This is a genomic window from Frondihabitans sp. PAMC 28766, from assembly GCF_001577365.1.
GTDB lineage: Bacteria > Actinomycetota > Actinomycetes > Actinomycetales > Microbacteriaceae > Frondihabitans.
Window position 1 is genome coordinate 2218262 of the sequence record NZ_CP014513.1, and the last position, 24226, is coordinate 2242487.

A 24226-nucleotide genomic window follows, 5' to 3' on the forward strand; every position below is an offset into this window, starting at 1 on the left:
ACTTTCCCGAGGGGGCCCCACCCGTTGCCATCTGAACTCGATCGCGAGCGCGATTACGTGTCGACGCTCTACGAGCGCCTCGACGAGCTGAAAGCCGAAGCACGAGAGCGACTGACCGCCACCCGCCGCGAGACCGTCGGCGGCAACCATCAGAGCCGCAGCGAACGCGATGCCTACGCGCGTCTCTACGAGGACACGCTGGCGCAGCTCGGCGAGGTCGACGACCGACTCGCGTTCGGCCGACTCGAACTCGAAGAGCCCGACGACACCACGAGCCCGCAGCGCGGCGACGGGATCCACCGCGCTGTGCCTGATTCTGGCGCGTACCGCTATATCGGCCGCATCGGCCTCCGCGACCGAGACCACCATCCGATCCTCCTCGACTGGCGTGTGCCCGGCGCCAGCGCCTTCTACCAGGCGACCGCCGCGACACCGATGGGCGCCCGCGCGCGCCGGCATCTCACGCTCGAGGGCCGCACGGTCACCCGCATCGAAGACGAGGTCTTCGACCCGACCCTCCTCGACCGCGGTGACGCACAGCTGCAGGGCGAGGGCGCGCTCATGGCCGCCCTGACCGCCCAGCGCACCGGGCGCATGTCCGACATCGTGGCGACCATCCAGGCCGAGCAAGACCGGATCATCCGGTCTCAGCTCGACGGCATCCTGGTCGTCCAGGGCGGCCCCGGCACCGGCAAGACGGCCGTGGCACTGCACCGTGCCGCCTACCTGCTCTATTCGCACCGTGAGCGCCTGCGCGGGTCGGGCGTGCTGGTCGTCGGCCCGAGCCGGTCATTCCTCCGGTACATCGAGCAGGTGCTGCCGTCGCTCGGCGAGTCGGGCGTGGTGCTCTCGAGCCTCGGCGGGCTCTACCCCGACGTCGAGGCGACGACCGACGACGCTCCCGAGGTGGCCGCACTCAAGGGGTCCGGCCAGATGGCCGACCTGCTGAAGCGCGCCGTGCGCTCGCGCCAGGTCGCCCCGGCGGCCGACTCGGTCGTCGACATCGACGGTGAGCGCATGGCGGTGCAGCCGCAGCTCGTCGCCGACGCGCTCCGGCGCGCGCAAGAACGCGGAAAGCCGCACAACGACGGGCGCGTGCTCTTCAACCGCTACGCCCTTTCGGCCCTCACCCGGCAGCTCATCGGCCAATTGCGCGACCGCGGCACCACCATCGACGACGCCGACGAGCTCGTGCTGCGCGAAGACGTGCGGCAGTCGTACGACGTGCGCGTGCTGCTCAACACGGCGTGGATACCGCTCACCCCGCAGAAGCTCCTCGAAGACCTCTACGCGCGCCCCAACTGGCTTGCGTCGATCACGCAGCGCTGGTCACCTGAGCAGCGCGCTCTGCTCCGCCGAGGCCGCGGCGAGGCGTTCACGATCAGCGACGTGCCCCTGCTCGACGAGGCGGCCGAGTTGCTCGGCGAGTTCGACACCGCCGTCGACGCCGACCGGCGGGCCCGCAAGCAGCAGCAGAAGCGCGACATCGAGAACGCCGAGCGCGCCATCGAGAACATGCAGGTCGAAGGGCTCGTCTCGGCCGGCGACATCGCCGGCAACTTCGCCGAGCGCGCCGCCAGCATGACCACCGCCGAGCGCGCCGCCGGCGATCGCACCTGGGCCTTCGGCCACGTGGTCGTCGACGAGGCGCAAGAGCTCTCGCCGATGCAGTGGCGCCTCCTCGCCCGGCGCTGCCCGCTGCGGTCGTTCACCGTGGTCGGCGACATCGCCCAGGCGTCGTCGCCCGCTTCCGCGACCTCCTGGGACCGCGCGCTGCAGGGCCTCCTGCCCCGCCGCCGCGGTGCCGAGGGCCCCGGCGGCTCGTGGCGCCTCGAAGAGCTCACAGTCAACTACCGCACCCCCAGCCAGATCGTCGACTACGCCGAGGCGACCGCGAAGCGCAACGGGCTCGAGATCACGCCCAGCCGCTCGGTGCGGTCGAGCGAGTGGCGGGTGCGCGAGGTGGCGCCGTCGGCGGGGCAGGATGCGATCGCGAGCGTCGTCGACGCGGTCGCGTTCGATCGCGCCATCGACTCCGGCGGCACGCTGGCCGTCATCGCCCCCGAGGCCCTGGTCGCGCCCCTCGTGCGCGCACTCGCCGACGTGTTCCCCGGTGCGGTGTCACCCGGTACCGCCTCGCTGACGACGCCGATCAGCGTGCTCAGCACGGCGGCGGCGAAGGGCCTGGAGTTCGATGCGGTGGTGGTGGTCGACCCCGACGGCATCCTGCGCCTGTCGTCGCGGGGCAACGCGAGCCTCTACGTCGCCATGACCCGTCCCACGCAGCGCCTCACCGTCGTCAGCGTCTCCTAGGCCGTGGTGAATTGAGAGACAGGGCCTAGCCGCTCGCTCACGGGCGTGTGGTTCGATGAGGCATGCCCGTCGAGACCCCTGCCGCCATCCGCACCTTCATCGATGCCACCAACGAAGAGGACATCGAGGCCTTCCTCGCCTCGTTCACGCCCGACGCGACCCTCGACGACTGGGGTCGCGTCTTCACCGGCCCCGACGGCATCGCCAGCTGGAACCAGACCGACAATATCGGCAAACACTCGCGCTTCGACGTCGTCGAGGTGGCCGCGGGCACGGCCGACGGGCAGTACGTCGTCACGATGGACGTGACCGGCGAGGGCTACAACGGCATCGGCACGATGACCTTCACGGTCGAGGGCGACCTCGTGAAGTCGCTGGTCATCACCTAGCCCGCAGCCTCACCAGACCGGTGCTACTTCGTCCGGTTCTTGACCAGGGCCACCGCGTACTTCTCCCACCACGTGCCCGCGGTCGGCCCGCCGTCGCAGGTGCCGTCGCTCGCGCCCGGCGTCTTCACCCAGAGGGTCGCGTCGAGCTTCGTGCGGCCGTTCGACACCGCGGGGTTCTTGCCGAGGCCGGCACCGATCGGGTTGCACCAGGTGCCCTTCCAGCCCTGGCCGTCGCGCGATGTGTCGATCACGTAGTGGGAGCCGCCGGTGAGGGCCGAGACCTTGTTCGCATAGGCCTCCTCGTCGGCGACGGGGTAGAAGTTCGAGACGTTCGTGAAGAACCCGCGGGCCGACTCGATCCCGGCGGCTTTCAGGCGTGACGCCATGGTGGCGGGGTCGACCCAGTGCGAATTGCCGGCGTCGAGGTAGACGGTTGCGCCGTTGGCCGCAAGGGTCTGCACCGCCGACTTGATCAGCGGCAGCCGCTGCGCGGCCACCGACGTGCAGTTCGAGATCATGGCGAGCGAGTCGGGCTCGACGAGCACGACGGCTCGCTGACCGCGGAGGGCCGTCGCGATGGTCTTGTTCCAGGCGAGATACTGCGAGGCGGTGAGCCCGCCCGCCGAGTAGCCACCGCAGTCGCGGTCGGGGATCGCGTAGGTCACGAACGTGGCCGTCCGGTGGGCCTTCTTCGCCACGGAGAGCTGGGCGGCGACCACGCGGGCGACCTGCGCCTGGCCGTACCAGTCGCCGAGCCAGATCGCGACGGGCTGCGAGGCGATCTGCTCGATCGACTTCGCCTCGGCGGTCTGGTGCCGCTTCATCAGGGCCGCGACCTCGATGGCCGGCTGTGAGCCCGGCTGCACGGCGAGGCCGCCGGAGTAGAGCTCGGCCGGTGTGGCCCGCTGGATCGAGGCGGCGCTCGGCACAGCCGTCACGGCGCCCGCGTCGGAGACCTGGCCCTGCACGATGCCGGCGGCGATCACCGAGGCGGCGAGCGCGACGATGACGGTGCGGGCGATGAGGGTGGTGCGGTGACGTGCCATGCGCGCGGTCGAACCCCTGAGTGTGCGGTCTCGGGGCGCCCCGTGCACCCGTCGTCGACCGTGCCTCAAGCCCACCAGGTCGGGGCCCCGGGCAGAAGCACCCGTCGGGGGGCCACCCCGACCCCAGAGGTGGGCACAGCGGAGCCGGTAGCGTGGACCGCATGACCACCTCGGATGCCGCAGACCTCGTCGACCGCCTCACCGCGGTCGTGCCCGACTTCCCGAAGCCCGGCATCCTCTTCCGTGACGTGACTCCGGTCTTCGCCGACGCCGAGGCCTTCGGCGCGGTGTGCGCGGGGCTCGCCGAGCCGTTCGAGGGCGCGTTCGTCGCCGTCGCGGGCATCGAGGCGCGCGGCTTCGCGCTCGCCGGAGGGATCGCCGCCCAGACCGGCACCGGCGTGCTCACGGTGCGGAAGGCCGGCAAGCTGCCCGGCGAGGTGCTGAGCGAGAGCTACTCGCTCGAATACGGCGAAGCCTCGATCGAGCTGCGCCCGGGTCAGCTGCCGAAGGGGTCGCGCGTGCTCGTCGCCGACGACGTCCTCGCGACCGGAGGCACCGCCGACGCCTCGATCACGCTGCTCGAGCGGGCAGGATACGAGGTGGTCGGCCTCGCCGTCCTGCTCGAGCTCGACGGCCTCGGAGGCCGCGACCGCATCGCCCCCCGCGTGCCCGTGCACGCTCTCGGCTCCGCCCCCGCCTGACCCCCTCCCCTCCGTTTTACCTATAGGTGCAGCGCTCCCGACAGGAAACGTCTGTGCGGGAAAGTCGCGCCTATAGGTAAAACGGAGGGGGCAAAAGGGAGGGTCACCGGGTCAGGAGGCCCTGCGGCACGACCATCCACGCGTCGGCGATGGCGCAGGCGAGCGCCACGAGAACGAAGACGAAGACCCAGAAGAGCCCCGGCACGTGGCTCAAGCGGGCGAGCTGGTCGGCGTCCGACTGCCCCGAACGGGCGCGACGCCGACTCGTCTGCAGTTCGAGGCTCGCTCGCAGGGCGCCGAGCGCCAGCACCACGGTGAGCACATGGCCGAAGACGAGTTGCCACTCGGGTGCCGCGAGCCAGGTGACGGCGACGACCACGGCAGCCCCGACGAGGATCACCCAGAGGCCGAACCAATTGCGGATCTGGATCAGCATGAGCGCCAGCACGAGCAGCAGCGCCCAGAGCAGGCCGGCGGAATAGCCGCGGCTGAGCATCCACGACGCGCCGAGCGCCGCGAGTGCGGGCGCCGTGTAGCCGGCGAGCAGGGTGATCACCATGCCGAGGCCAGTCCGCGGACCTTTCGAGACGGTCAGCCCCGAGGTGTCGGAGTGCAGGCGGATCCCCGTCAGGCGTCGCCCGGTCAGCACGGCGGCGAGACCGTGGCCACCTTCGTGCACGACCGTGACGGCGTGCCGCACGGTGTGCCAGGTGCCGGGCAACACGACGAGCAGCACGCCGAGCGCCAGCGACCCGAGCAGCAGGGGGACGCCGAGGGGCTCGGAGGTCTGGGTGACGCGCGACCAGAGCGACATGACGAGATCCACGACCGAAGCCTAGGGAGTGCGTCTGACAGCAACCCCGCGCCGGGCCATCGACCCCCGTTCGGGTTTTCACCCCCGATCGGGCGATTCCGCCCGTCGGGTTCGCTGCGTACCGTTCGAGGACCACGTGAAAGGCCCGCAGTTGACGCTCCCCGCACCATCCGACGACACGTCGTCGATCCTCGCCGCACCCGCTATCGGCGTCACTGCTCCCACCGCCGTCGAGGCACTCTGGCAGCGGCAGGGCACGGGTGATCCGCGCGGCCTGGCGTCTCGGATCCTGGGCCGCACGCCAGTGGCGAAAGACGCCCGCGCCTGGTTCGCGCCGGCACTCGGCGAGGTGCTCGTGGCCGAGCGGCTCCGCACCCTGAGCACTTCGGGCGAGACGTGGCGCGTTGTGCACGCGATCCCCGCGCTGCCCGGAGAGCCCGAGGTCGACCACCTCGTCATCGGGCCCGGGGGAGTCGTCGCGCTCTCCACCGCGTCGCGCGACGAGAGGCCCCCCGACGTCGCGGCTCGCCGCCCCGAGGCCGAGGCGGCGCGAACCTCCGAACTGCTGTCACGAGCCCTCGGGCGCCACGTGGTGGTCCGCTCGATCGTGATCGCCGTCGACCCCGCCCGTCGCCCGGCCGCCGCGACCGGCACCGATGTCGTCGGCGTCGACCGCATGGTGCGTCACCTCAGCGCTCTGCCGCCGGTCCTCTCGGTCGACGAGGTCCGCGAGATCACCCGCACGGCCCTTCACCCGCGCACCTGGCGGTCCGCGCTCGTCGTCGCGACGCAGGGCGCAGGATCCGGGGCCCACCCCACCGCTTCCGAGCTGGGCTTCTGGTTCGCGAAGCTCCGCACCGAGGTGCAGCGCGCTCGCCGGGTGCGAATCGCCTGGGTGACCTCGGTGGGCGGTGTCCTCGTCGCTGCGGCGGCCATCGCCCCGATGGTTGTCCAGCAGCTCCCCAGCTGACCCCAAGGCTGTGTGGGGCGCGTGCACCGCCTCGTCTGCCAGCATTGAAATATGCGCTTTCGCCCCTGGCTCCTCGTCGTCACCGCCCTCTACGTGGGGTTCATCGCGTGGATGACCCTGCGCACGTCCGTCTACGACGGCGCCACCGCGAGCCTGCTCTCTCGGGCGCTGCACGCCTTCTCAGCGCACCAGGCGACGAGCTGGCTCACGTTCGACAGGGTCGAGAGCCTCGCCAACGTCGCGATGTTCGTGCCCCTCGGGTTCTTCCTCGCGTTGTTCTTCCCCCGCCGTCTCTGGATCCTGGCCGCCCTCCTCTGCGTCCTCGCCTCGTACGGTATCGAGAGCTATCAGGGCGCGTACCTGCCGACCCGGGTCGAAGACATGGGCGACGTCGTCCACAACGGCCTCGGCGGCCTCGTCGGGGCGCTGATCGCGACGGCCCTGCGCATGCTGGCTGCCCCGCGCGGCCCTCGTGGCCGGCGTCGGGTCGCCCGCGCCTCGCAGTCCTGGTAGGGTTGCCAGGTTGCCGTCCAACGGCCGCGGACAAAGAGAGCTCACGCATCAGGCGTCGAGCACCGCGCAACGACAGAGAGGGGTTCCAGTTATGGCACTTGCACCCGAAGTGAAGACTGCGATCATCGAAGAGTACGCGACCCACCCGGGCGACACGGGATCCCCCGAAGTCCAGGTGGCCGTCATGACCCAGCGCATCAAAGACCTGACCGAGCACCTCAAAGAGCACAAGCACGACCACCACTCGCGTCGTGGCCTCCTTCTGCTCGTTGGCCAGCGTCGTCGCCTGCTGGGCTACCTCAGCGATGTCGACATCAACCGCTACCGCACGCTCATCGAGCGCCTGGGACTGCGTCGATAACGACACTCGGTACTTCACTGAACGGCTCGTCCTCCCCACGGAGGACGGGCCGTTCTTCGTTTGTCCATAGGGGGCGCATAGGCCGCAGGGCCAGAGTCGATACAAAAGCGTAGAACTGACTGAACCAACCCCGAAGGCGCCCGACCCATGAGTCTGCTCGAAGACAAGCCCACTGCTGCCGTCACGGCGACACCGATGCGCGGGCGGGTCCGCGGCAACGTCGTGATCATCCTCTGTGTCATGTACGCGATCTCGTACATCGACCGCACCAACATCTCCACCGCGCTGCCGACCATCCAGGCGAGCCTGCACCTGACGACGAACGAGCTCGGCTGGGTCGTCTCGGCGTTCTCCATCCCGTACGCCCTGCTGCAGGTCTTCGGCGGCAACATCGGCGAGCGGTTCGGTGCGCGCAAGGCCCTGTTCTGGATCGCCCTGCTCTGGGGTGTCGCCACCCTCGCCACCGGCCTCTCGATCGGCTTCTGGACCCTGTTCGGTGCGCGCGTGCTGCTCGGACTCACCGAGGCGGCTGCCTTCCCGACGGCGACGAGCGCGATGACGCGCTGGGTGCCTTCTGACCGCAACGGGTTCGTGCAGGGCGTCGTGCACTCGGCGTCGCGCCTCGGCAACGCGGCCGCGCCCCTCGTCGTGGCCTGGCTGATCGTGTGGGCCGGCTGGCGCGTCTCGTTCCTCGTGCTGGGCGTCGTCAGCATCGTCTGGGGCGTGATCTGGTTCGCGTACTTCCGCAACCGCCCCGACGAGCACAAGCGTGTCACCCAGGTCGAGCTCGACGAGATGCCCGACCGGCCGAAGAGCGCCGCGCGCCCGCCCGTGCCGTGGCGTCGTCTCATCCCGAGCATGGTCCCGGTCGCCTTCGTCGACTTCGGCTACGGCTGGACGCTCTGGGTCTTCCTCACCTGGCTGCCGTCCTTCCTCGGCGACAGCTACGGGCTGAAGCTGCTGTCGTACGCGGGTTTCACCTCGGTGGTGCTGATCGGCGGGGTGTTCGGCGACACCGTCGGCGGCATGGTCAGCGACGCGTTCTACCGGCGCACCCGCGACATGCGGAAGTCCCGGCGCAACACGCTCGTGATCGGGCTCATCGGCTCGGCCGCCTGGCTCGTGCCGGTCTTCGCGATCCACAATCTCGTCGTCGCGATCGTCTCGCTGACCATCTCGTTCTTCTTCCTCGAGCTCTGCAACGCCACCCTCTGGGCGATCCCGATGGACACGGCGCCCGAGTGGGCGGGCACGGCGAGCGGGATGATGAACACCGGGTTCGGCATTGCCGGCATCCTGTCGCCCATCGTCTTCGCTGCTGTCCTCTCGGCCACCGGATGGCAGTGGCCGTTCTTCGCGTCGATCGTGCTGCTGCTCGTGGCGGCCGTCGTCGCCTGGCGCATGAACCCGCGCCGCATCACCTCCGCCGACGGCCTCGCGCCGGCCCCTTCTTTGCCCTAGGCTCCTGGCCGCCGCAGCACCGGTGCGGAAAAGGTCGATGCCGGGCGGTGCGCCGAAACTAGTGCGGAAGACGCGGATGGCCGGGCCGTGGTTCAGCCGAAGCCGCACCAGTGCGCCATGGAAGCGTCAGGCGCGGGCCTTCGCGGCGGCGGCCTCGACAGCCGCGGCCTTGGTCTTCCGCGAGCGGTAGGGGCGACCCGTCAGCGCCAGGCTGAGCGGCGTCCGGCGCACGATCTCGATCAGAGCGACTGTCGTGACGACGACCAGGACGTAGAGCACCGGGCTCAGCCACGGCGACGGGATCGTCTTCGCGAGCCAGCCGCCGCCGGCCAGCAGCAGCCAGATCATGTACGGATGGGCGAGGAAGATGCCGAACGAGCGGTCGGAGGCAGTGTCGACCAGGCGAGCCATCCGCGACCCGGCGACTCTCTGATCCGCCCATTTCGTGCCGAGAGCGAGGAACCCCAGGATGACGGGCACGCTCCAGACGATCGTGACCGGCTGCAGCGCCGTCGCCGCCTTCGAGGGCCCGTACCCGAGCGAGAGATTGAACGCGTAGACGCCGATCGACAGGACGGCGCCGGCCAGAGCGATCCAGGCGATGCGGATGCGGTGCGCGCGCACCCACGAGAGCAGCTGCACCCGGTGGTCGGCGGCGACGGCGCCGACCACGATCATGAACAGGTAGCTCCAGAACTCGATGTTCTGGTATTTGTTCCAGGGCGCCGTGAACGAGCGGTCGTACAAGTAACTCGCCGTGACGAGCAGCTGGAACACGAACGCCACGACCACGACCAGCACGTGGAATCGACGCGTCTTCGCCACGAGCCAGACGAGCACCGGCAGCAGCAGGTACACCTGCATCGTCACGAGCAAGAAGTAGAGGTGGTACCAGGCGGTGCCGGTGTACAGGTCGTACCAGAAGGTGTCGAGCAGCTGCAGGCCGTCAATTCGCGTCGAATCGTGCACCCAGTTCGAGAAGACGTAGATCGCCGACCACGAAATGTAGGGCACACCGACCAGGAGGAAGCGCCGGGGCCAGAACTCCTTGAGCGGCCGCGGCTTCATCTGGAAGCTGTAGACCAGCACGAACGCCGTCAGCGCGAAGAACACCTCGCGGGTGAAGTGCACCAGCACCAGGAACCCGTTCTGCACGACGTCGTCGGGACCTGCGGCATGGCTGACCGCGTGCACCGCGATGACGCAGGCGAAGGTCAGGATCCGCAGGATGTCGACCTCGTAGAGGTGCTTGCGTCGAGGGGCGACCGACGCGCTCGGGTCGCCCTCGACGATCTGCTCGGGGAGATCGCCTTCGCGGCTTGCCGTCGTGCTCACGCCTTCGACGCCTCCGCCACCATGTCGCGCGTGCGGTTGCGCTGCACCTTGCCGGTGGGCGTCCGGGGGAGGTCGTCGACGACGGTGACGTCGAGGGGCCGCTTGAATCGGGGCAGCTCGGCTTCGCAGCGAGCCGTCAGGTCGGCGGCCAGCGCGGCGCGGGCGTCGGCGGGCGAGTCGAGGTCGGCGGGGATCACGTAGGCGACGGGCACGGAGCCCAGGATCGCGTCGGGCCGGGCCACGACGACCGCCTCGCGCACGCGAGCGTCCTCGAGCAGGACGTCCTCGACCTCGGCGGGATAGACCTTCTCGCCGCCGCGATTGATGACGTCGTCGGTGCGGCCCGCGAGATACACCCAGCCGTCGGCGTCGAGGTGCCCGAGGTCACCGGTGCGCAGCCAGCCCTCGGCGTCGAACCTGTCGGCGGCGCGCCCCTGGAAGTAATGGGTGACGACTCCGGGCCCGCGGATCCAGAGCTCGCCGATCTCGCCGACCGGCAGAGCATTGCCGTCGGTGTCCCGCGGCTCGATCTCGTCGCCGACCGGGAGGCCGACGGAGCCCGGGCGCGGATCCTGACCCAGGGGAGTGGCTGTGATCTGGCTCGCGCCCTCGGTCATGCCGTAGCTGATGATCATCGGGATGCCGCGGAAGGTCGTGCGGACGGCCTCGGGCAGAGCCGACGAGGCGCTGCGCACGAAGCGGAGGCTCTCGGGCGGCACGGCCGGCCCCGACTTGGCGAGCACGGCCAGGATCGCCGGCACCGCGTTCAGCCAGGTGATGCGGCGTTCGGCGAGCAGCTCCCAGAAGCCGGTCTTGTGGAATCCCCTGTCGAGCACCAGCGTGGCCCCGGCGACGAGCGTCGACAGCAGGCCGACGACCTCGGCGTTGACATGGAAGAGCGGCAGCGAGTTGAAACCGCGGTCGGCGCTGGTCAGCGCGTTGTGGTCGGCGATCGCCCGGGCGACGTAGAGCAGCTGCGCCTCGGTGATCTCGACCCCTTTCGGCTGCCCGGTCGACCCGGAGGTGAAGAGGATCACGGAGCCGGCCGACGCCGCTTCGATGATGCGGGCCGCAGGATCCTGGTGCTCACCGGCCTGCGGGGCACCGGTCGCGCTCTCGGGGCGGAAGACCTGCACGTCCGTCTCTCCGGGCTCGGCCCGGTCGGTCACGATCGCCTCCGACGAGCCGAGGGCCGCCGACTTGAGCGTCTCGGCCCAGGTGCCCTGCGGGTTGACGGGCACGCTGCGGCGACCGGAGGCGACGACCGACAGATGGGCCACGGCGAAGCTCAGTGGGTCGGTCACGTCGATGACGACGGTGGCGCCGGGGGAGACCGCGCCCGCGGCGAAGGCCTCGGCCCACTCCGCTGCACGCGCTTCGAGGTCGCCGAACGTGACGACGCGGTCGGAGCGGGCGTCTTCGAGATAGGGAGCCGTCGGCGAATCGCTCGAGCGGGCTGCGATCAGCGAGGCCAGGGAATCCATGGCCATCAGCGTAGGCGCGCCTGCTATGACTCGCCTATGGACGAGACTGCCCGGCTCAGTACCAGTTGTGCGAGACCTCGTGGGCCCAGGCGCCGCAGGGGCTGCCGTAGGCGCTGGCGATGTAGGCGAGGCCCCAGTTGATCTGTGTGCGGTAGTTCGTCTGCCAGTCCAGGCCGTAGCCGGCCATCTTGTTGGCAGGGAGCGACTGCGGGATGCCGTAGGCGCCGCTCGAGACGTTGAGTGCGTCGGTGCGCCAGCCGGACTCCTGGTTCCAGAGCGACACGAGGCACGACATCTGCGACGACGCCCAGCCGTGGCTTCCGAGCTGGCTCGAGGCGTAGGACTGCGCGCCGGCCGGGTCGTCGACGACGCCCGTGCCGAGATTGCCGCCGGAGCCGGTCGAGGTCGAGCCGCCGGAGCCGCTCGGCGAGCCGCCGGAGCCGCTGGACGGGATCGAGGCGCCGCTGTCGCTGGGGGGAGGCGTCGCCGCCTTCTGCTCTGCCAAGAGCTTGGCCGCGGCTGCCGCGCGAGCCTTCTCTTGAGCCAGCGCAGCGGCCCGGGCGAGCACGACGCCATGGTTGTAGCCCGCGAGCTCGACCGCCGCCGTCTTGTCGAGGGTGGCGAGCTGCGCGTCGAGGGTGGCCTGGTGCGTCGTGGCGCTCGAGACGGCGCCGTCTGCGGTGGCCTGGGCCGACTGGGCTGCCGCGAGAGTGACCTTGGCTTTGCCGGCCAGAAGGTTGCGCTGCTTCTCGGCGACGGTGGCTTGCGCGCTCAGCGACGACACCGCCTTGCTGGCGACGGTGGCCTGGTCGAGCACCGTCTTCCACTGGGTGCTGAGCTGCGACAGGGCTCCGAGCTTGTAGAGGGTCGAGTCGGCCGTCTTGCCGTCGAACAGCTGGCTGTCGAGCTGTGACGAGCTGCCGATGCGGTAGAGGTGGGCCGCGAGCTGACCGGCCTCCTGGTGGGCCTCGTCGGCCTTCTTCTTCTGGGCGGCGACCTGCGCCTCGAGAGCGCTGGCGGCGCTGGAGGCCGCAGCGAGCTGATCCTGCGCCTGCGCGTTGGCGGCATCGGCCTTGATGGCGGCGGTGCTCTTCGCGGCCGCTTCGGTGCGGAGGGAGGTCAGGGCCGAGGTGATCGCGTCGACCTGGGTCTTGGTGGCCTGGGCGTTGCCCTTGGCCGCCTGCACGTCGCTCCACGACGGATAGGCGGAGGCCGACTGGGGTGCGAGCACTGCGCCGGCCACGACGAGAGCCACTGCCGCGGCACCCGAGAGGGCGATGACAGCGTTTCGGCGCACGGGGGAGCGTCGGGCGACAGAAGGCATGAACTCGACTCTAACGCCAATCTCACGAGTAACACCAGTAACACGCGTAACGGGCGGCGCGCCCCGTGCGACCCCGGAGGGGCTCCGTCACCCCCGGGTGCTACCCTGGGGCCCCAGGAGCAGGCTGGCAGCAGCTGGTCACCGGTGGTGATGTGCGAGGCGTGACGCGTCTCGACCGTTTCTACTGTTGACCAGGCATACGCCCAGCGGAGGCGCCACGATGGCGCCGCGCGTTCGTAGGCGCATTGACGTGCCTGAAGGCCACTTCTCCTGCTGCAAGACATCGCCCTCCAGACGGGACGGACGATACAAAACAAAGAGGAGAAAACCCCCATATGGAGGGTCCAGAAATCAAATTCGCCGAAGCCGTCATCGACAACGGCAAGTTCGGCACCAGGACGGTCCGGTTCGAGACCGGCCGTCTCGCGCAGCAGGCTCAGGGAGCCGTCGCCGCGTACCTCGACGAAGAGACCATGCTTCTCTCCGCCACCTCCGCTTCGAAGAATCCGAAGGACAACTTCGACTTCTTCCCGCTGACCGTCGACGTCGAAGAGCGCTCGTACGCCGCGGGCAAGATCCCCGGCTCGTTCTTCCGCCGCGAGGGCCGCCCCTCGACCGAGGCGATCCTGGTCTGCCGTCTGATCGACCGGCCCCTGCGCCCCTCGTTCGTCGAGGGCCTCCGCAACGAGGTGCAGATCGTCATCACGGTGCTCAGCATCGCTCCTGACGAGTTCTACGACGCTCTGGCCATCAACGCGGCCAGCGCCTCGACCCAGATCTCGGGTCTACCCTTCTCCGGCCCTGTCGCCGGTGTGCGCCTCGCGCTCATCAGGGGCCAGTGGGTCGCCTTCCCGAAGGCCTCGCAGCTCGCCGACGCCGTCTTCGATCTGACGGTCGCCGGCCGCGTCGTCACGGATGCCTCGGGCAACGAAGACGTCGCGATCATGATGGTCGAGGCCGAGGCCACCGAGCACGCCTGGGGCCTCATCCAGGGCGGCGACACCAAGCCCGACGAGGCCGTCGTCGCACAGGGCCTCGAGGCGGCCAAGCCGTTCCTCAAGGTGCTCGTCGAGGCGCAGGCCAAGCTCGCGGCGCAGTCCGCCAAGGCCATCGCCGACTACCCGGTCTTCCCGCCCTACACCGACGAGGTCTACTCGGCCGTCGCCGCTGTCGCGGAGGAAGAGCTCAAGGCCGTCTATCAGATCGCCGCCAAGGTCGAGCGTCAGGATGCCGACGACGCCCTGAAGAGCCGCGTCAAGGCCGCCATCGCCGAGCAGGTCGAGGCCGGCACGTTGCCTGCCACGGCCACCGGCCAGGTCTCGGGCGCCTACAAGTCGGTCACCAAGAAGGTCGTCCGCTCGCGCATCCTGACCGAGCAGATCCGCATGGACGGCCGCGGCCTCGCCGACATCCGCCCGCTCGACGCCGAAGTGCAGGTCATCCCGCGCGTGCACGGCTCCGCCATCTTCCAGCGCGGCGAGACCCAGATCCTGGGTGTCACCACGCTCAACATGCTCAAGATGGAGCAGCAGATCGACTCGCTGAGCCCGATCACCAAGAAACGCTACCTGCACCACTACAACTTCCCGCCCTACTCGACCGGTGAGACCGGCCGAGTGGGTTCGCCGAAGCGCCGCGAGATCGGCCACGGCTTCCTGGCCGAGCGCGCCCTCGTCCCGGTCCTGCCGTCGCGTGAAGAGTTCCCCTACGCGATCCGTCAGGTCTCCGAGGCGCTGTCCTCCAACGGCTCCACCTCGATGGGTTCGGTCTGCGCCTCGACGCTCTCCCTCCTCAACGCCGGTGTTCCGCTGAAGGCCCCCGTCGCCGGTATTGCCATGGGTCTCGTCTCCGACGAGGTCGACGGCCAGACGCGCTACGCCGCCCTGACCGACATCCTGGGCGCCGAAGACGCGCTCGGCGACATGGACTTCAAGGTCGCCGGCACGTCGGAGTTCGTCACCGCGATCCAGCTCGACACGAAGCTCGACGGCATCCCGTCGGCCGTGCTCGACGCCGCCCTCAAGCAGGCGAAGGAGGCCCGCACGGCCATCCTGAACGTGCTGAACAGCGCGATCGACGCCCCCGACGAGATGGCGCCCACGGCTCCTCGCGTCATCAGCGTCCAGATCCCGCAGGACAAGATCGGCGAGCTGATCGGCCCGAAGGGCAAGACGATCAACGCGATCCAGGACGAGACCGGTGCCGACATCTCGATCGAGGAAGACGGCACCGTGTACATCGGCGCCGTCGACGGCCCCTCGGCCGAGGCTGCGCGGGCGCAGGTCAACGCCATCGCCAACCCGACCAACCCCGAGATCGGCGAGCAGTTCTTGGGCACGGTCGTCAAGATCGCGACCTTCGGTGCCTTCGTCTCGCTGCTCCCCGGCAAGGACGGCCTCCTGCACATCAGCGAGGTGCGCAAGCTCGCCGGTGGCAAGCGCGTCGAAAACGTCGAAGACGTGCTCGGTGTGGGCCAGAAGATCCTGGTCGAGATCACCAAGATCGACGACCGCGGCAAGCTCTCGCTCGCCCCGGTGATCGCCGACGAGGCCGACACCGACTCGTCCGGCGCGACCGAGGTCTCGGAAGACGCCTCCGTCGAGGTCTAGCCTCACCTGCTGCACCCCGGCGCCCGTCCTGCTCACGCAGGGCGGGCGTCGTCGCGTTCGGCTGCAGACTTGGCGAAGGGCCGGAGCGATCCCTACCGCTACGGCCCTTCTGACACCGGCGAACCCGCCGGCTGATGTGGCGGCACCGCTCCCCACCACTGAGAACGCTGCCCCGGAACCCTCCCAGGAACCGCACACGACAGACATTACGGACGCCCTCTGTGCGCAGCACTTGCTGTGCCCTCGGGTCTGCTGAGCGGCGCCTATGCTCCTCCTGGCAACGGATTTGTAACGATTGTGGAAACTCGGACTCGCTGCGCCGCCTCGCCGCTTAAAGCGGACGTAATCTCGAATTCAGAGCAAGGATCAGGAGGCGGCCAGTGACCGAACCGACCCCACGAGTCGAATCGGCACCGTTGCCTGCACACAGCACCCTCCCGAAAGCCGCACCAGTCGTGTCCGAACCTCGAGCCCACGGCCGTCACACGAACCCGCTCGCCCCGATCAAGACGGTTCCGGTCGACCTCGGCATCATCCAGCCGCGTCGTCGCCTCGGTGTCTCCGACCTGCGGGTGTTCCCGGTGGCGCTCAGCGGCAACGTCTTCGGGTGGACCGCCGACGAGCAGCAGACCTTCGATGTGCTCGACACCTACCTCCAGGTCGGCGGCAACTTCATCGACACCGCCGACTCGTATACGAATGGGCTCAGCGAGACCCTGATCGGCTCGTGGCTCGCGTCGCGCGTCGCCCGCGACGACATCGTGCTCGCGACGAAGGTGGGTAAGAGCGAAGACAATCCGGGCCTCACCCCCCGCGCCATGGAGCGAGCCGTCGACGCCTCGCTCGCTCGTCTCGGCACCGACCGCATCGACCTGCTCTATCTGCACATCGACGACAGCGAGGTGGCCTTCGAACGGACCCTTCTGGGCGTCGACCGCCTGATTCGAGCAGGCAAGGTGCGGTACTTCGGGGGCTCCGACCATTCGGGCAACCGGCTCTACGAAGCCAGGATCGCCGCCGGCATGCTCGGTGTCGCGCCGATGGTGGCCCTTCAGAACCAGTACAGCCTCGTCCGCCGCACCGAATACGAACGTGATCTCGCGAAGGTCGCGGCGCAGCAGCGCTTGGCGGTCATGCCGCGTTTCGCGCTGGCGAGCGGGTTCTTGACGGGCAAGTACCGCACGAAGGCCGACATCAAGGGGCATCGCCGCGGCAGCGAGGTGGCGAAGCTGCTGACGAAACGCAACCTCAGGATCGTGAGCGAGCTCGACCGCATCGCCTCGCTGCACGCCGCCCCGGTGGCTGCCGTCGCGCTCGCGTGGCTGCTCGCCAAGCCGAACGTGGTGGCGCCGGTCGCGAGTGCGACGTCGCCGCACCAGGTTCTGGAGCTGGCCGAGGCCACTCGCGTGCAGTTGACCCGGCACGAGATGGCCGAGCTGGACCGCGTCAGCGCCTAGCGGACTTCGACGTGACGACTGCTACTTGCAGTCGGCGAACAGCCGGTCGGTCACCCGGATGAGGGCGGCCGTGGCAGCGATGGCGTCGCCCTCGTAGCCGCCGACCATGGCTCCGTCGCGGGCGAGGAGGAACTCGTCGGCTGCGTCACCCGACATCGGGTGCTTGGCGCCGCGGAACAGCTCGACCATGGTTTCGGTGTACCAGTCGCGGTGCTGTACGACGATGCGGCGAACGGGGTGGGCCGCGTCGGCGAACTCGGCGGCCGCGTTGATGAAGGGGCAGCCGCGGAATCCGTCGCTCTGGATGTCGTCGACGATGGAGTCGCGGATGCCGCGAAGCGTCTCGAGAGAACCGTCGGCAGCAGCGCTGATCGAGTCGGCGAGTGCCTTGGCCTCGTCGCGACGCCGCCCGATGTACTCGAGGACGAGATTGTCTTTGGCGCCGAAGTGCTTGTAGAACGTGGCCTTGGTGACCGACGACTCGGCGATCAGCCGGTCGACGCCGACGGTGCGGATGCCTTCGTCGTAGAAGAGACGATCGGCCGTGACGAGCACGCGGTTCTTCGCGCCTGGGCCCGGTTGCAAGACCCGTCGACCCTCTGAGGAGGCCCCTCCAAGGGAACGCTGGACGGCCGTTGGGGGGAATTCGACCGTCACAGCGTGGCTCCTTGGGACTGATTCGGCTGGGGACCCGTCATCAGGGGAAATGAGGGTTCAGACATCGAACGTCCGAGCTAGCCGCCGACCGAATCAAGCTAGGCGCAGATCCGGCCGGTGAAATCAGTGTATCACAGAGGAGGACAAACAGACGGGTTCGTCTGTCCACATCGGTCGTACCCCAGTTCGGGTGTCACGCATCCCGTAGGCTCGATGGCGATGAACGGACCTGTCCCGCTTCCCCTCGACGACCTCGAGCTCAGCTTCCGCGTGTCCGGCGACGAACTGGTGCGACGCAGCGTGCTTCCGTCGGGCATCCGCATCCTCACCGAGCGCATGGCCGGGGCCCGCAGCGCCACCGTCGGCTTCTGGGTCGCGGTGGGCTCGCGCGACGAGACGGCTGCCGAACGCGGGTCGACGCACTTCCTCGAGCACCTGCTCTTCAAGGGCACGCCGACACGCAGCGCGTTCGACATCTCGGTGAGCTTCGAGTCGGTCGGCGGCGAGCACAATGCCGCCACGGCCAAGGAGTACACCTGCTATTACGCCAAGGTGCGTGACGTCGACGTCGACATGGCCGTCGACGTGCTGGCCGACATGGTGACCTCGTCGGTGATCGACCCCGACGAGTTCGAGGTCGAGCGCGGCGTGATCCTCGACGAGTTGGCCATGGCCGACGACGACGCCGGCGACGTGGGCAGCGAGCGTCTCTTCGAGTCGGTGCTCGGCGACCACCCGCTCGGCAGGCCGATCGGCGGTTCGCCCGACAGCATCCGCGCCGCCCGTCGCGACGACGTCGTGCGGCACTATCGCGAGAACTATCGGCCGCAAGACCTCGTCGTCACGGTCGCGGGCGCCGTCGACCACGAGGCGCTCGTCGGTCGGATCACGGCCGCGCTCCGCTCGGCGGGCTGGCCCGACACCGAAGCGACCCCCGTGCCCCGGCGCCCCACGGCGACCGCAGAGCTCTCGCAGGGCGCACCGGCCGTGGTGATCCCGCGGCCGCTCGAACAGGCCACCGTCATGCTGGCCGTGCCGGGGCTCGCGCTGACCGACCCGCGGCGGCCGACCCTCAGCATCCTGAACGCCGTTCTCGGGGGAGGGATGTCGTCGCGCCTCTTCCAGGAGATCCGCGAGAAGAGGGGACTCGCCTACTCGGTCTACTCGTTCACGCCGAGCTACTCCGACGCCGGGCTCTTCGGGCTGTACGCCGGCAGTGCCCCGCGCAACGCCGTCGAGGTGTCGAAGCTCATGCTCGACGAGTTCGACCGACTGGCCGACGACGGCATCACCGAGCACGAGTTCGAGCGGTCGCTCGGCATGCTCGGCGGGGCCGCCGCGCTGGCCCTCGAAGACAGCGACACGCGCATGAACCGCCTCGGCCGAGCCGAGATCTCGACCGGAGAGTTCGTCGACCTCGACGAGTCGCTGGCGCGCCTGGCCCGAGTCACCAGTGAGGGTGTGCAAGAGCTCGCCCGCGAACTTCGCTCGAGAGTACTGTCCACTGTGGTCGTCGGCGACGTCGAGCCTGCCCTGTTCGATGCCGTTGTCGCCGAGCCGGTCGCAACGACGCCTCCGGCGTAGCAATGAATCAGGAGGCGACAGTGTCGCACTACCTCTATCTCATCCGTCACGGCGAGCAGCAGGACGCCGAGTACGGCCTGCCCGACGGCCCCCTCTCAGAGCGCGGCAAGCGGCAGGCCAAGGCCATCGCCCAGCGTCTCGGCGGCGTGCCGTTCGACGCCGCCTGGCACTCGCCGCTCGAGCGCGCCACCGAGACGGCGGCGATCATGACCGAGATGATGCCCGCGCTGACGCCGCGGCCCTCTACTCTGCTGTTCGACTGCATCCCGTCCGGGCCGACACCCGACATGCCGAGCGCGTTCAAGCCGTTCTTCGGTGGCATCACCGAGCAGGAGATCGAGGCCGGCGAGGCCCAGATGTCCGACGCCGTCGCCGAATACCTCACCCCGGCTCGCGAAGACCGTCACGATCTGCTGATCACCCACAACTTCGTGATCGGCTGGTTCGTGCGCGAGGTGTTCGGCGCCCCGGCATGGCGTTGGATGGGGGTGAATCAGGCCAACTGCGGCCTGACCATCATCCGAGTGCGCTCGGCGAAGCCGCCAGAACTCGTGACCCACAACGACCTCGGCCATCTGCCGGTCGAGTTGCGCACGGGGCTGCCGGTCGAGCAGCCGATCTAGAGCGCCTTCGCGTACCAGGTGGTCGCGTTCGGGTTGTCGTTGTACGGCTCGATCGTCTCGTAGCCCGACGTGCGGTACAGGCCGCCGGCGGCCGTTAGGCTGTCGTTCGTGTCGAGCACGGCGACGTCGGCGCCGAACGCCTTCGCGCGCCGTTCGAGCTCGGCGAGCAGCTTCCGTCCGAGGCCGCGACCGCGCCCGGCCGGCGCGACGAAGAGGTGCTTGACCTCATAGCGGAGCCCGCCCGACGGGCCCGGCGTCAGGCGTCGGATCCCGCCGCATGCGACGCCGGTCTCACCGGTGTCGAGGTCGACCACGACGAACACTCCGGCGGGCGGCACGAATGCCTCGGGAGAGGGGGACGTCGTCGTGTAACCCGCAGGATCGGGGAAGGTCGCGATCCGCTCGGCGAAGTACGCCTCGAGAAGCGCGTGCGCCTCGGGCTCGTCGACGGCGATCTCTCGGAAGTGCACCACGGCATCCGATCGTAGCGAGCCGGTAGGTTTGACGCATGTCAACTCGCGTCGCCGTCGTCGGAGCCACCGGTCGGATGGGGCAGCTCTTCCTCCGGCTGATCGACGAGGGCCCCGACCTCGAGCTCTACGCCGCTCTCGGCAGCCGTGACGACCTCGAGGGCGTCGTCGGCGCAGACCTCGCCGTCGACGTCACCGTGCCCGCGGTCAGCCCCGGAATCGTCGAGAAGGCGGTGCGGGCCGGCATCCCCGTGCTCGTCGGCACGTCCGGCTGGTCGGAGCCGCGCCTCGCGAGCCTTCGCCGCGTCGTCGCCGAGGTCGACGGCCCCGGCGTCCTGGTCGTCCCCAACTTCTCGATCGGCTCGGTGCTGGCCACCACCTTCGCCACGATGGCCGCGCGCTTCTACGAGTCGGTCGAGATCATCGAGACGCACCACCCCGGCAAGGTCGACTCGCCCTCGGGCACCGCCATCCGCACGGCCGAGCTCATCGCCGACGCACGGCGAGACCTCGGGCCCGTGATCGCCCCGCACGCCGACCAGCGGGCCCGCGGCCAGCAGGTCGCGAGCGTGCTCGTGCACAGCCTGCGGCTGCCGGGCATCGAGGCGCGCCAGGAGGTCGTCTTCGGCGGCTCGGGCGAGACGCTCACCCTCACGCACGACACCACCTCGCAGACCGCCTACGAGCAGGGCATCCGTGTCGCGCTGGCCGCGGCGCCGACCATCTCGGGCGTCGTCGTGGGGCTCGACCAGGTGCTGCCTCTGGGGACGTCGCGATGACGGGGGCCGCCTCGTGAAGGGTCGCATCGCCGCGATCGTGATGTGCGCTCTGCTCGCGCTCTACCTCGTGCTGACGGGCACTCGGGCCGTGCAGTTCGTGCTGACCGGCGTGCCGATCGCCGTCGTGCTCGGCATCGCCCTGATCGTGCTGCCGATCATCGGAGTCGCCGCCCTCCTCTTCGAGATCCGCTTCGGCATCCTGACCGAGACGATCGTCAGACAGCTCGAGCGCGAGGACGAGCTGCCGGTGGACGACGTGGCTCGTCGCCCGAGCGGCCGCTACCAGCGCGAAGACGCCGACGCGGCCTTCCCGGGCTACGCGCACGCCGTCGAAGAGGCTCCCGACGACTGGCGCGCGTGGTTTCGGCTGGGTCTCGCCTACGACGCGTGCGGCGACCGGCGCCGAGCGCGAGGCGCGATCCGGCGCTCGTTCAGGCTGCGCCGCGTGTCACGAGCCGAGCAGCGCGCCTAGAGCCTTCTCGACGGTGTCGTCTCTGAACTCGAAGCCGTCGGCCACGAGCTTGGCGGGCACGACGTGCTGGCTCGAGAGCAGCATCTCCTGGCCGGCGTCGCCGAGCAGCGCGCGGATCGCGAACTCGGGCACGGCCAGCTTGTAAGGGCGGTGCAGATCTTTCGCCGTGAGGGCTGTGAGGCGGTCGCTCGTGGCGGCCACGGGCCCGGCGAGATTGACCGGCCCGTCGAGGTCGCTCGTCAAAAGGTGCACGATCGCGGCGGCCTCGTCGTGGAGGCTGATCCAGGGCCAGATCTGCGCGCCGGTACCGAGTCTCGAGCCGAGGAAGGCCTTGGTGAGCGCGAGCAGCGGCTTCATGGCACCCCCCGGGCCGATCACGACGCCGGTGCGGAAGGTGACGACGCGCGTGGCCTCCGGAGCCTTGTTCGCCTCGGCCTCCCAGTCGACCACGACGTCGACGAGGAAGCCCTCGCCCTTGGCGGACTCTTCGGTGAGCGTGTCGAACGGGCGGTCGCCGTAGAAACCGACCGCCGAGCCGCTGAGGAAGGTCGCGGGCGCATTGGCCGCGTGGTGCATCGCCTGCGCCAGGGTGCGGGTCGCGTCGACTCGCGAATCGTGGATCTCGTGCTTGTAGGACGACGTCCACGGCAGCTTCGAGAGCGATGCGCCCGAGAGGTTGATCACGGCGTCGGCCCGATCGAGGAGGTTGTAGTCGAGGATGCCGGCCTGCGGCGACCAGGTGAACTCGCTCGCGTTGGTCGTCGGCCGGCGCACGAGGCTCAGCACCTCGTGCCCCGCCTTGCGCAGCTGCGTCGTCACCTCCGTGCCGATCAGCCCCGAGGCTCCTGCGATCAGTACGGTCTGTGCCATGTCTCGTGCCTTCCCCTTCGTCGGGCTCTCACAGTAGGCGCGAGCGCTGGGACACGACCGGGACGGCGGCCACGGGATTGTCGGTGCGGCCCGCTAAGGTCGGGGTCGTGCCTGAAGACTCCGCTGAGAACCCACGCCCGCAGATCGAATTCCGCTCCGACGTCACCGTCGAGCTGGTGCGCTCCAGTGCTCACGACTCCGACGTGCTGTTCGCCGCTCGCGTGTCGACGATGGGCGAGCAGACCCTGGCCGGCGCGCAGGCCGATGCGGAGGGCGACCAGGCCACCAAGGGTGCCGGTCTCATCAACTACCTGATGCGCGATCGACACGGTTCGCCGTTCGAGCACAACTCGATGACCTTCTACGTGCAGGCGCCGATCTTCGTGTTCCGCGAGTTCATGCGGCATCGCATGGCTTCGTACAACGAAGAGAGCGGGCGCTACCGCGAGCTCAATCCCGTCTTCTACGTGCCCGGCGAGCAGCGCAACCTCGTGCAGGTCGGCAAGCCCGGCGCCTACGACTTCATCCCCGGCAGCCCCGAGCAGTACGAGCTCGTCGTCGAAGCCACGAAGGCGACGACCACGCTCGCCTACGAGGCCTACACGAAGATGCTCGAGGCCGGTGTCGCCCGCGAGGTGGCACGCATCGTCCTGCCACTCAACATCTACTCGTCCATGTACGTCACCGTGAACGCTCGATCGCTGATGAACTTCCTCAGCCTCCGCACCAAGCGCGAGGGCTCGCAGTTCCCCTCCTTCCCGCAGCGCGAGATCGAGATGTGCGCCGAGAAGATGGAAGACAGCTGGGCCGGGCTCATGCCGCTCACTTACGCGGCCTTCGGCAAGAACGGCCGCGTCGCCCCCTAGCACCCGTCGCTCGGGACGGGCAGGTGCCGATACTCTGTCAGGGTGTCGAACATCGAAAACCCCTTCGGGCAGGTCCTCGTGGCCCTGGTCACCCCCTTCACCGCCGACGGCGAAGTCGACTGGGCCGGGGTCGAGAAGCACATCGACGACTGCATCACGGCGGGTGCCGACGGCATCGTCGTGACCGGCACGACGGGTGAGACCTCGACCCTCACCGACCCCGAGAAGTTGCGTCTCGTCGAAGTCGGCAAGTCGGTCGCCGCGGGCCGCGCCAAGATCATCACCGGCGGCGGCTCGAACGAGACCGCACACGCGATCCAGCTCTACAAGGCCAGCGAGAAGGCCGGGGCCGACGGCGTCATGATCGTCACGCCCTATTACAACAAGCCCACCCAGGCCGGCGTCCTCACGCACTTCCGCATGATCGCCGACGCGACCGACCTCCCGGTCCTGCTCTACGACATCCCCGGCCGCACCGGAATCCCGATCAAGTACGAGACGATCCTCCGGGCTGCGAAGCACCCCAACATCGTCGGCGTGAAAGACGCCAAGGGCGACTTCGCCGAGGTCAGCCGCGTGCTCAACCAGACCGACCTGCTCTACTTCTCGGGCGACGACACCAACGTGCTGCCGCACCTGGCGATCGGCGCCACCGGCCTCATCGGGGTCACCGCGAACATCGCCGCGGCACCCTACCGCACCATCGTCGACGCCGTGAACGCGGGCGACCTCCACACGGCGACAGCCGCCCACAAGCAGCTCGAGCCGCTGGTGCGAGCCGTCATGACGCACGTGCCCGGCACGGTCGCCGCGAAATACATCCTCCACGGCCTCGGCCGCATCTCGAGCCCTCGCGTCCGGCTGCCCCTCGTCGGGCCCGAAGACGCCGAGGCTGCTCTGATCGAAGACGAGCTGTCGCATGTCGGCCAAGTAGGCGGACTGGGACAGATCCCCGGCGTCGACTTCTCGAAGTTCCGCCCCGACCGCAACGCGGCCGCCGGCGGCGCCCTGCCCAAGGTGCACGGCACCACGCGCTGACAGGTGCACCGCCCGCACCACTCTGCGGGTGGTCGACCGGCACACAGACCTACACCGGAGGCTCACGACCTCACACTGAACACACCAAGG

23 protein-coding genes are annotated in these 24226 nt (G+C 69.3%); 15 read left to right on the top strand and 8 right to left on the bottom strand.

Annotated elements, in window-relative coordinates; all coding sequences use genetic code 11:
• Window positions 1-24: 24 nt before the first annotated feature.
• Both AX769_RS10725 and AX769_RS10730 read left to right on the top strand, forming a co-directional pair.
• Window positions 25-2313, top strand: a complete 2289-nt coding sequence (locus AX769_RS10725) for a UvrD-helicase domain-containing protein (protein ID WP_066279054.1) — start codon at window positions 25-27, stop codon at window positions 2311-2313.
• 62 nt (window positions 2314-2375) lie between these two features.
• Window positions 2376-2702 (top strand): nuclear transport factor 2 family protein, encoded by a 327-nt coding sequence (locus AX769_RS10730; RefSeq protein WP_066279061.1) that lies wholly within the window; start codon window positions 2376-2378, stop codon window positions 2700-2702.
• 23 nt (window positions 2703-2725) lie between these two features.
• Here AX769_RS10730 and AX769_RS10735 read toward each other — a convergent pair whose 3' ends face one another.
• On the bottom strand, window positions 2726-3748 hold the full coding sequence (locus tag AX769_RS10735; RefSeq protein ID WP_066279067.1) for a glycoside hydrolase family 6 protein: 1023 nt from the start codon (window positions 3746-3748) through the stop codon (window positions 2726-2728).
• Between the two features lie 161 nt (window positions 3749-3909).
• Here AX769_RS10735 and AX769_RS10740 point away from each other — a divergent pair, with 161 nt between their 5' ends.
• Complete coding sequence (locus AX769_RS10740; protein ID WP_066283509.1) at window positions 3910-4449, top strand: adenine phosphoribosyltransferase; 540 nt, start codon at window positions 3910-3912, stop codon at window positions 4447-4449.
• Window positions 4450-4552: 103 nt separating this feature from the next.
• On the opposite strand, the gene AX769_RS10745 is transcribed toward AX769_RS10740, so the two are convergent.
• On the bottom strand, window positions 4553-5275 hold the full coding sequence (locus AX769_RS10745) for a M50 family metallopeptidase (protein ID WP_066279070.1): 723 nt from the start codon (window positions 5273-5275) through the stop codon (window positions 4553-4555).
• A 139-nt stretch (window positions 5276-5414) separates the two neighbouring features.
• Here AX769_RS10745 and AX769_RS10750 point away from each other — a divergent pair, with 139 nt between their 5' ends.
• From AX769_RS10750 to AX769_RS10765, 4 genes are all read left to right on the top strand, one after another.
• Complete coding sequence (locus tag AX769_RS10750; protein ID WP_157887574.1) at window positions 5415-6233, top strand: nuclease-related domain-containing protein; 819 nt, start codon at window positions 5415-5417, stop codon at window positions 6231-6233.
• A gap of 51 nt (window positions 6234-6284) precedes the next feature.
• Window positions 6285-6746 carry a VanZ family protein gene (locus AX769_RS10755; protein WP_066279080.1) on the top strand — a complete coding sequence of 154 codons (462 nt, stop codon included), beginning with the start codon at window positions 6285-6287 and terminating at the stop codon, window positions 6744-6746.
• 91 nt (window positions 6747-6837) lie between these two features.
• Window positions 6838-7107, top strand: coding sequence for a 30S ribosomal protein S15 (gene rpsO, locus AX769_RS10760; protein WP_066279082.1), 270 nt, complete (start codon window positions 6838-6840; stop codon window positions 7105-7107).
• A 147-nt stretch (window positions 7108-7254) separates the two neighbouring features.
• Window positions 7255-8568: an MFS transporter gene (locus AX769_RS10765; protein WP_204249199.1), complete on the top strand. Its 1314-nt coding sequence runs from the start codon at window positions 7255-7257 to the stop codon at window positions 8566-8568.
• A 126-nt stretch (window positions 8569-8694) separates the two neighbouring features.
• Here the strand turns inward: AX769_RS10765 and AX769_RS10770 are convergent, their stop codons facing one another.
• From AX769_RS10770 to AX769_RS23925, 3 genes are read right to left on the bottom strand one after another with little or no spacing between them, the layout of a single operon-like run.
• Window positions 8695-9903, bottom strand: coding sequence for an acyltransferase (locus tag AX769_RS10770; RefSeq protein ID WP_066279084.1), 1209 nt, complete (start codon window positions 9901-9903; stop codon window positions 8695-8697).
• The gene (locus tag AX769_RS10775; RefSeq protein WP_162269016.1) at window positions 9900-11387 is read right to left on the bottom strand and encodes a class I adenylate-forming enzyme family protein; all 1488 of its coding nucleotides are present in this window, start codon (window positions 11385-11387) and stop codon (window positions 9900-9902) included. Before AX769_RS10775 ends, AX769_RS10770 begins: the two co-directional genes overlap by 4 nt.
• 55 nt (window positions 11388-11442) lie before the next feature.
• Window positions 11443-12711 carry a hypothetical protein gene (locus AX769_RS23925; RefSeq protein WP_157887575.1) on the bottom strand — a complete coding sequence of 423 codons (1269 nt, stop codon included), beginning with the start codon at window positions 12709-12711 and terminating at the stop codon, window positions 11443-11445.
• 335 nt (window positions 12712-13046) lie between these two features.
• Here AX769_RS23925 and AX769_RS10785 point away from each other — a divergent pair, with 335 nt between their 5' ends.
• Window positions 13047-15320: a polyribonucleotide nucleotidyltransferase gene (locus AX769_RS10785; RefSeq protein ID WP_066279091.1), complete on the top strand. Its 2274-nt coding sequence runs from the start codon at window positions 13047-13049 to the stop codon at window positions 15318-15320.
• Window positions 15321-15775: 455 nt separating this feature from the next.
• Complete coding sequence (locus tag AX769_RS10790) at window positions 15776-16777, top strand: aldo/keto reductase (protein ID WP_239451758.1); 1002 nt, start codon at window positions 15776-15778, stop codon at window positions 16775-16777.
• A gap of 21 nt (window positions 16778-16798) precedes the next feature.
• Here the strand turns inward: AX769_RS10790 and AX769_RS10795 are convergent, their stop codons facing one another.
• Window positions 16799-17362, bottom strand: coding sequence for a TetR/AcrR family transcriptional regulator (locus AX769_RS10795; RefSeq protein ID WP_066279092.1), 564 nt, complete (start codon window positions 17360-17362; stop codon window positions 16799-16801).
• Between the two features lie 291 nt (window positions 17363-17653).
• Between AX769_RS10795 and AX769_RS10800 the strand changes: the two genes are divergently transcribed.
• Together AX769_RS10800 and AX769_RS10805 are read left to right on the top strand one after the other, a co-directional pair.
• Window positions 17654-19018 carry a pitrilysin family protein gene (locus AX769_RS10800; RefSeq protein ID WP_066279094.1) on the top strand — a complete coding sequence of 455 codons (1365 nt, stop codon included), beginning with the start codon at window positions 17654-17656 and terminating at the stop codon, window positions 19016-19018.
• Between the two features lie 20 nt (window positions 19019-19038).
• Window positions 19039-19641 (top strand): histidine phosphatase family protein, encoded by a 603-nt coding sequence (locus tag AX769_RS10805; RefSeq protein ID WP_066283518.1) that lies wholly within the window; start codon window positions 19039-19041, stop codon window positions 19639-19641.
• Here AX769_RS10805 and AX769_RS10810 read toward each other — a convergent pair.
• Window positions 19638-20114, bottom strand: coding sequence for a GNAT family N-acetyltransferase (locus tag AX769_RS10810; RefSeq protein ID WP_066279095.1), 477 nt, complete (start codon window positions 20112-20114; stop codon window positions 19638-19640). The two genes, AX769_RS10805 and AX769_RS10810, sit on opposite strands and share 4 nt — an antisense overlap.
• Window positions 20115-20149: 35 nt before the next feature.
• Between AX769_RS10810 and dapB the strand changes: the two genes are divergently transcribed.
• Both dapB and AX769_RS23935 read left to right on the top strand, forming a co-directional pair.
• A complete protein-coding gene (gene dapB, locus AX769_RS23930; RefSeq protein ID WP_066279098.1) occupies window positions 20150-20890 on the top strand; it encodes a 4-hydroxy-tetrahydrodipicolinate reductase in 741 nt (246 codons plus the stop codon).
• A gap of 13 nt (window positions 20891-20903) precedes the next feature.
• Entirely contained in the window at window positions 20904-21362 is a 459-nt protein-coding gene (locus tag AX769_RS23935) for a hypothetical protein (protein ID WP_369824025.1), read from the top strand.
• Here the strand turns inward: AX769_RS23935 and AX769_RS10825 are convergent.
• Window positions 21339-22232 (bottom strand): TIGR01777 family oxidoreductase, encoded by an 894-nt coding sequence (locus tag AX769_RS10825; RefSeq protein WP_066279099.1) that lies wholly within the window; start codon window positions 22230-22232, stop codon window positions 21339-21341. The two genes, AX769_RS23935 and AX769_RS10825, sit on opposite strands and share 24 nt — an antisense overlap.
• A gap of 107 nt (window positions 22233-22339) precedes the next feature.
• On the opposite strand from AX769_RS10825, the gene thyX reads away from it, so the two are divergent.
• Entirely contained in the window at window positions 22340-23098 is a 759-nt protein-coding gene (gene thyX / locus AX769_RS10830) for an FAD-dependent thymidylate synthase (protein WP_066283523.1), read from the top strand.
• Between the two features lie 42 nt (window positions 23099-23140).
• On the top strand, window positions 23141-24136 hold the full coding sequence (dapA, locus tag AX769_RS10835; RefSeq protein WP_066279101.1) for a 4-hydroxy-tetrahydrodipicolinate synthase: 996 nt from the start codon (window positions 23141-23143) through the stop codon (window positions 24134-24136).
• The last annotated feature ends 90 nt before the right edge of the window (window positions 24137-24226 follow it).

Excerpts from the sequence above, each read along its gene's own strand:
- AX769_RS10740 (WP_066283509.1), top strand. The coding sequence starts at position 3,910 with ATGACCACCTCGGATGCCGCAGACCTCGTCGACCGCCTCACCGCGGTC.
- dapB (WP_066279098.1), top strand. The coding sequence starts at position 20,150 with ATGTCAACTCGCGTCGCCGTCGTCGGAGCCACCGGTCGGATGGGGCAG.
- AX769_RS23925 (WP_157887575.1), bottom strand. The coding sequence starts at position 12,711 with ATGCCTTCTGTCGCCCGACGCTCCCCCGTGCGCCGAAACGCTGTCATC.
- AX769_RS10735 (WP_066279067.1), bottom strand. The coding sequence starts at position 3,748 with ATGGCACGTCACCGCACCACCCTCATCGCCCGCACCGTCATCGTCGCG.
- rpsO (WP_066279082.1), top strand. The coding sequence starts at position 6,838 with ATGGCACTTGCACCCGAAGTGAAGACTGCGATCATCGAAGAGTACGCG.
- AX769_RS10800 (WP_066279094.1), top strand. The coding sequence starts at position 17,654 with ATGAACGGACCTGTCCCGCTTCCCCTCGACGACCTCGAGCTCAGCTTC.
- AX769_RS10785 (WP_066279091.1), top strand. The coding sequence starts at position 13,047 with ATGGAGGGTCCAGAAATCAAATTCGCCGAAGCCGTCATCGACAACGGC.
- AX769_RS10825 (WP_066279099.1), bottom strand. The coding sequence starts at position 22,232 with ATGGCACAGACCGTACTGATCGCAGGAGCCTCGGGGCTGATCGGCACG.
- AX769_RS10730 (WP_066279061.1), top strand. The coding sequence starts at position 2,376 with ATGCCCGTCGAGACCCCTGCCGCCATCCGCACCTTCATCGATGCCACC.
- AX769_RS10755 (WP_066279080.1), top strand. The coding sequence starts at position 6,285 with ATGCGCTTTCGCCCCTGGCTCCTCGTCGTCACCGCCCTCTACGTGGGG.
- AX769_RS10775 (WP_162269016.1), bottom strand. The coding sequence starts at position 11,387 with ATGGATTCCCTGGCCTCGCTGATCGCAGCCCGCTCGAGCGATTCGCCG.
- AX769_RS10765 (WP_204249199.1), top strand. The coding sequence starts at position 7,255 with ATGAGTCTGCTCGAAGACAAGCCCACTGCTGCCGTCACGGCGACACCG.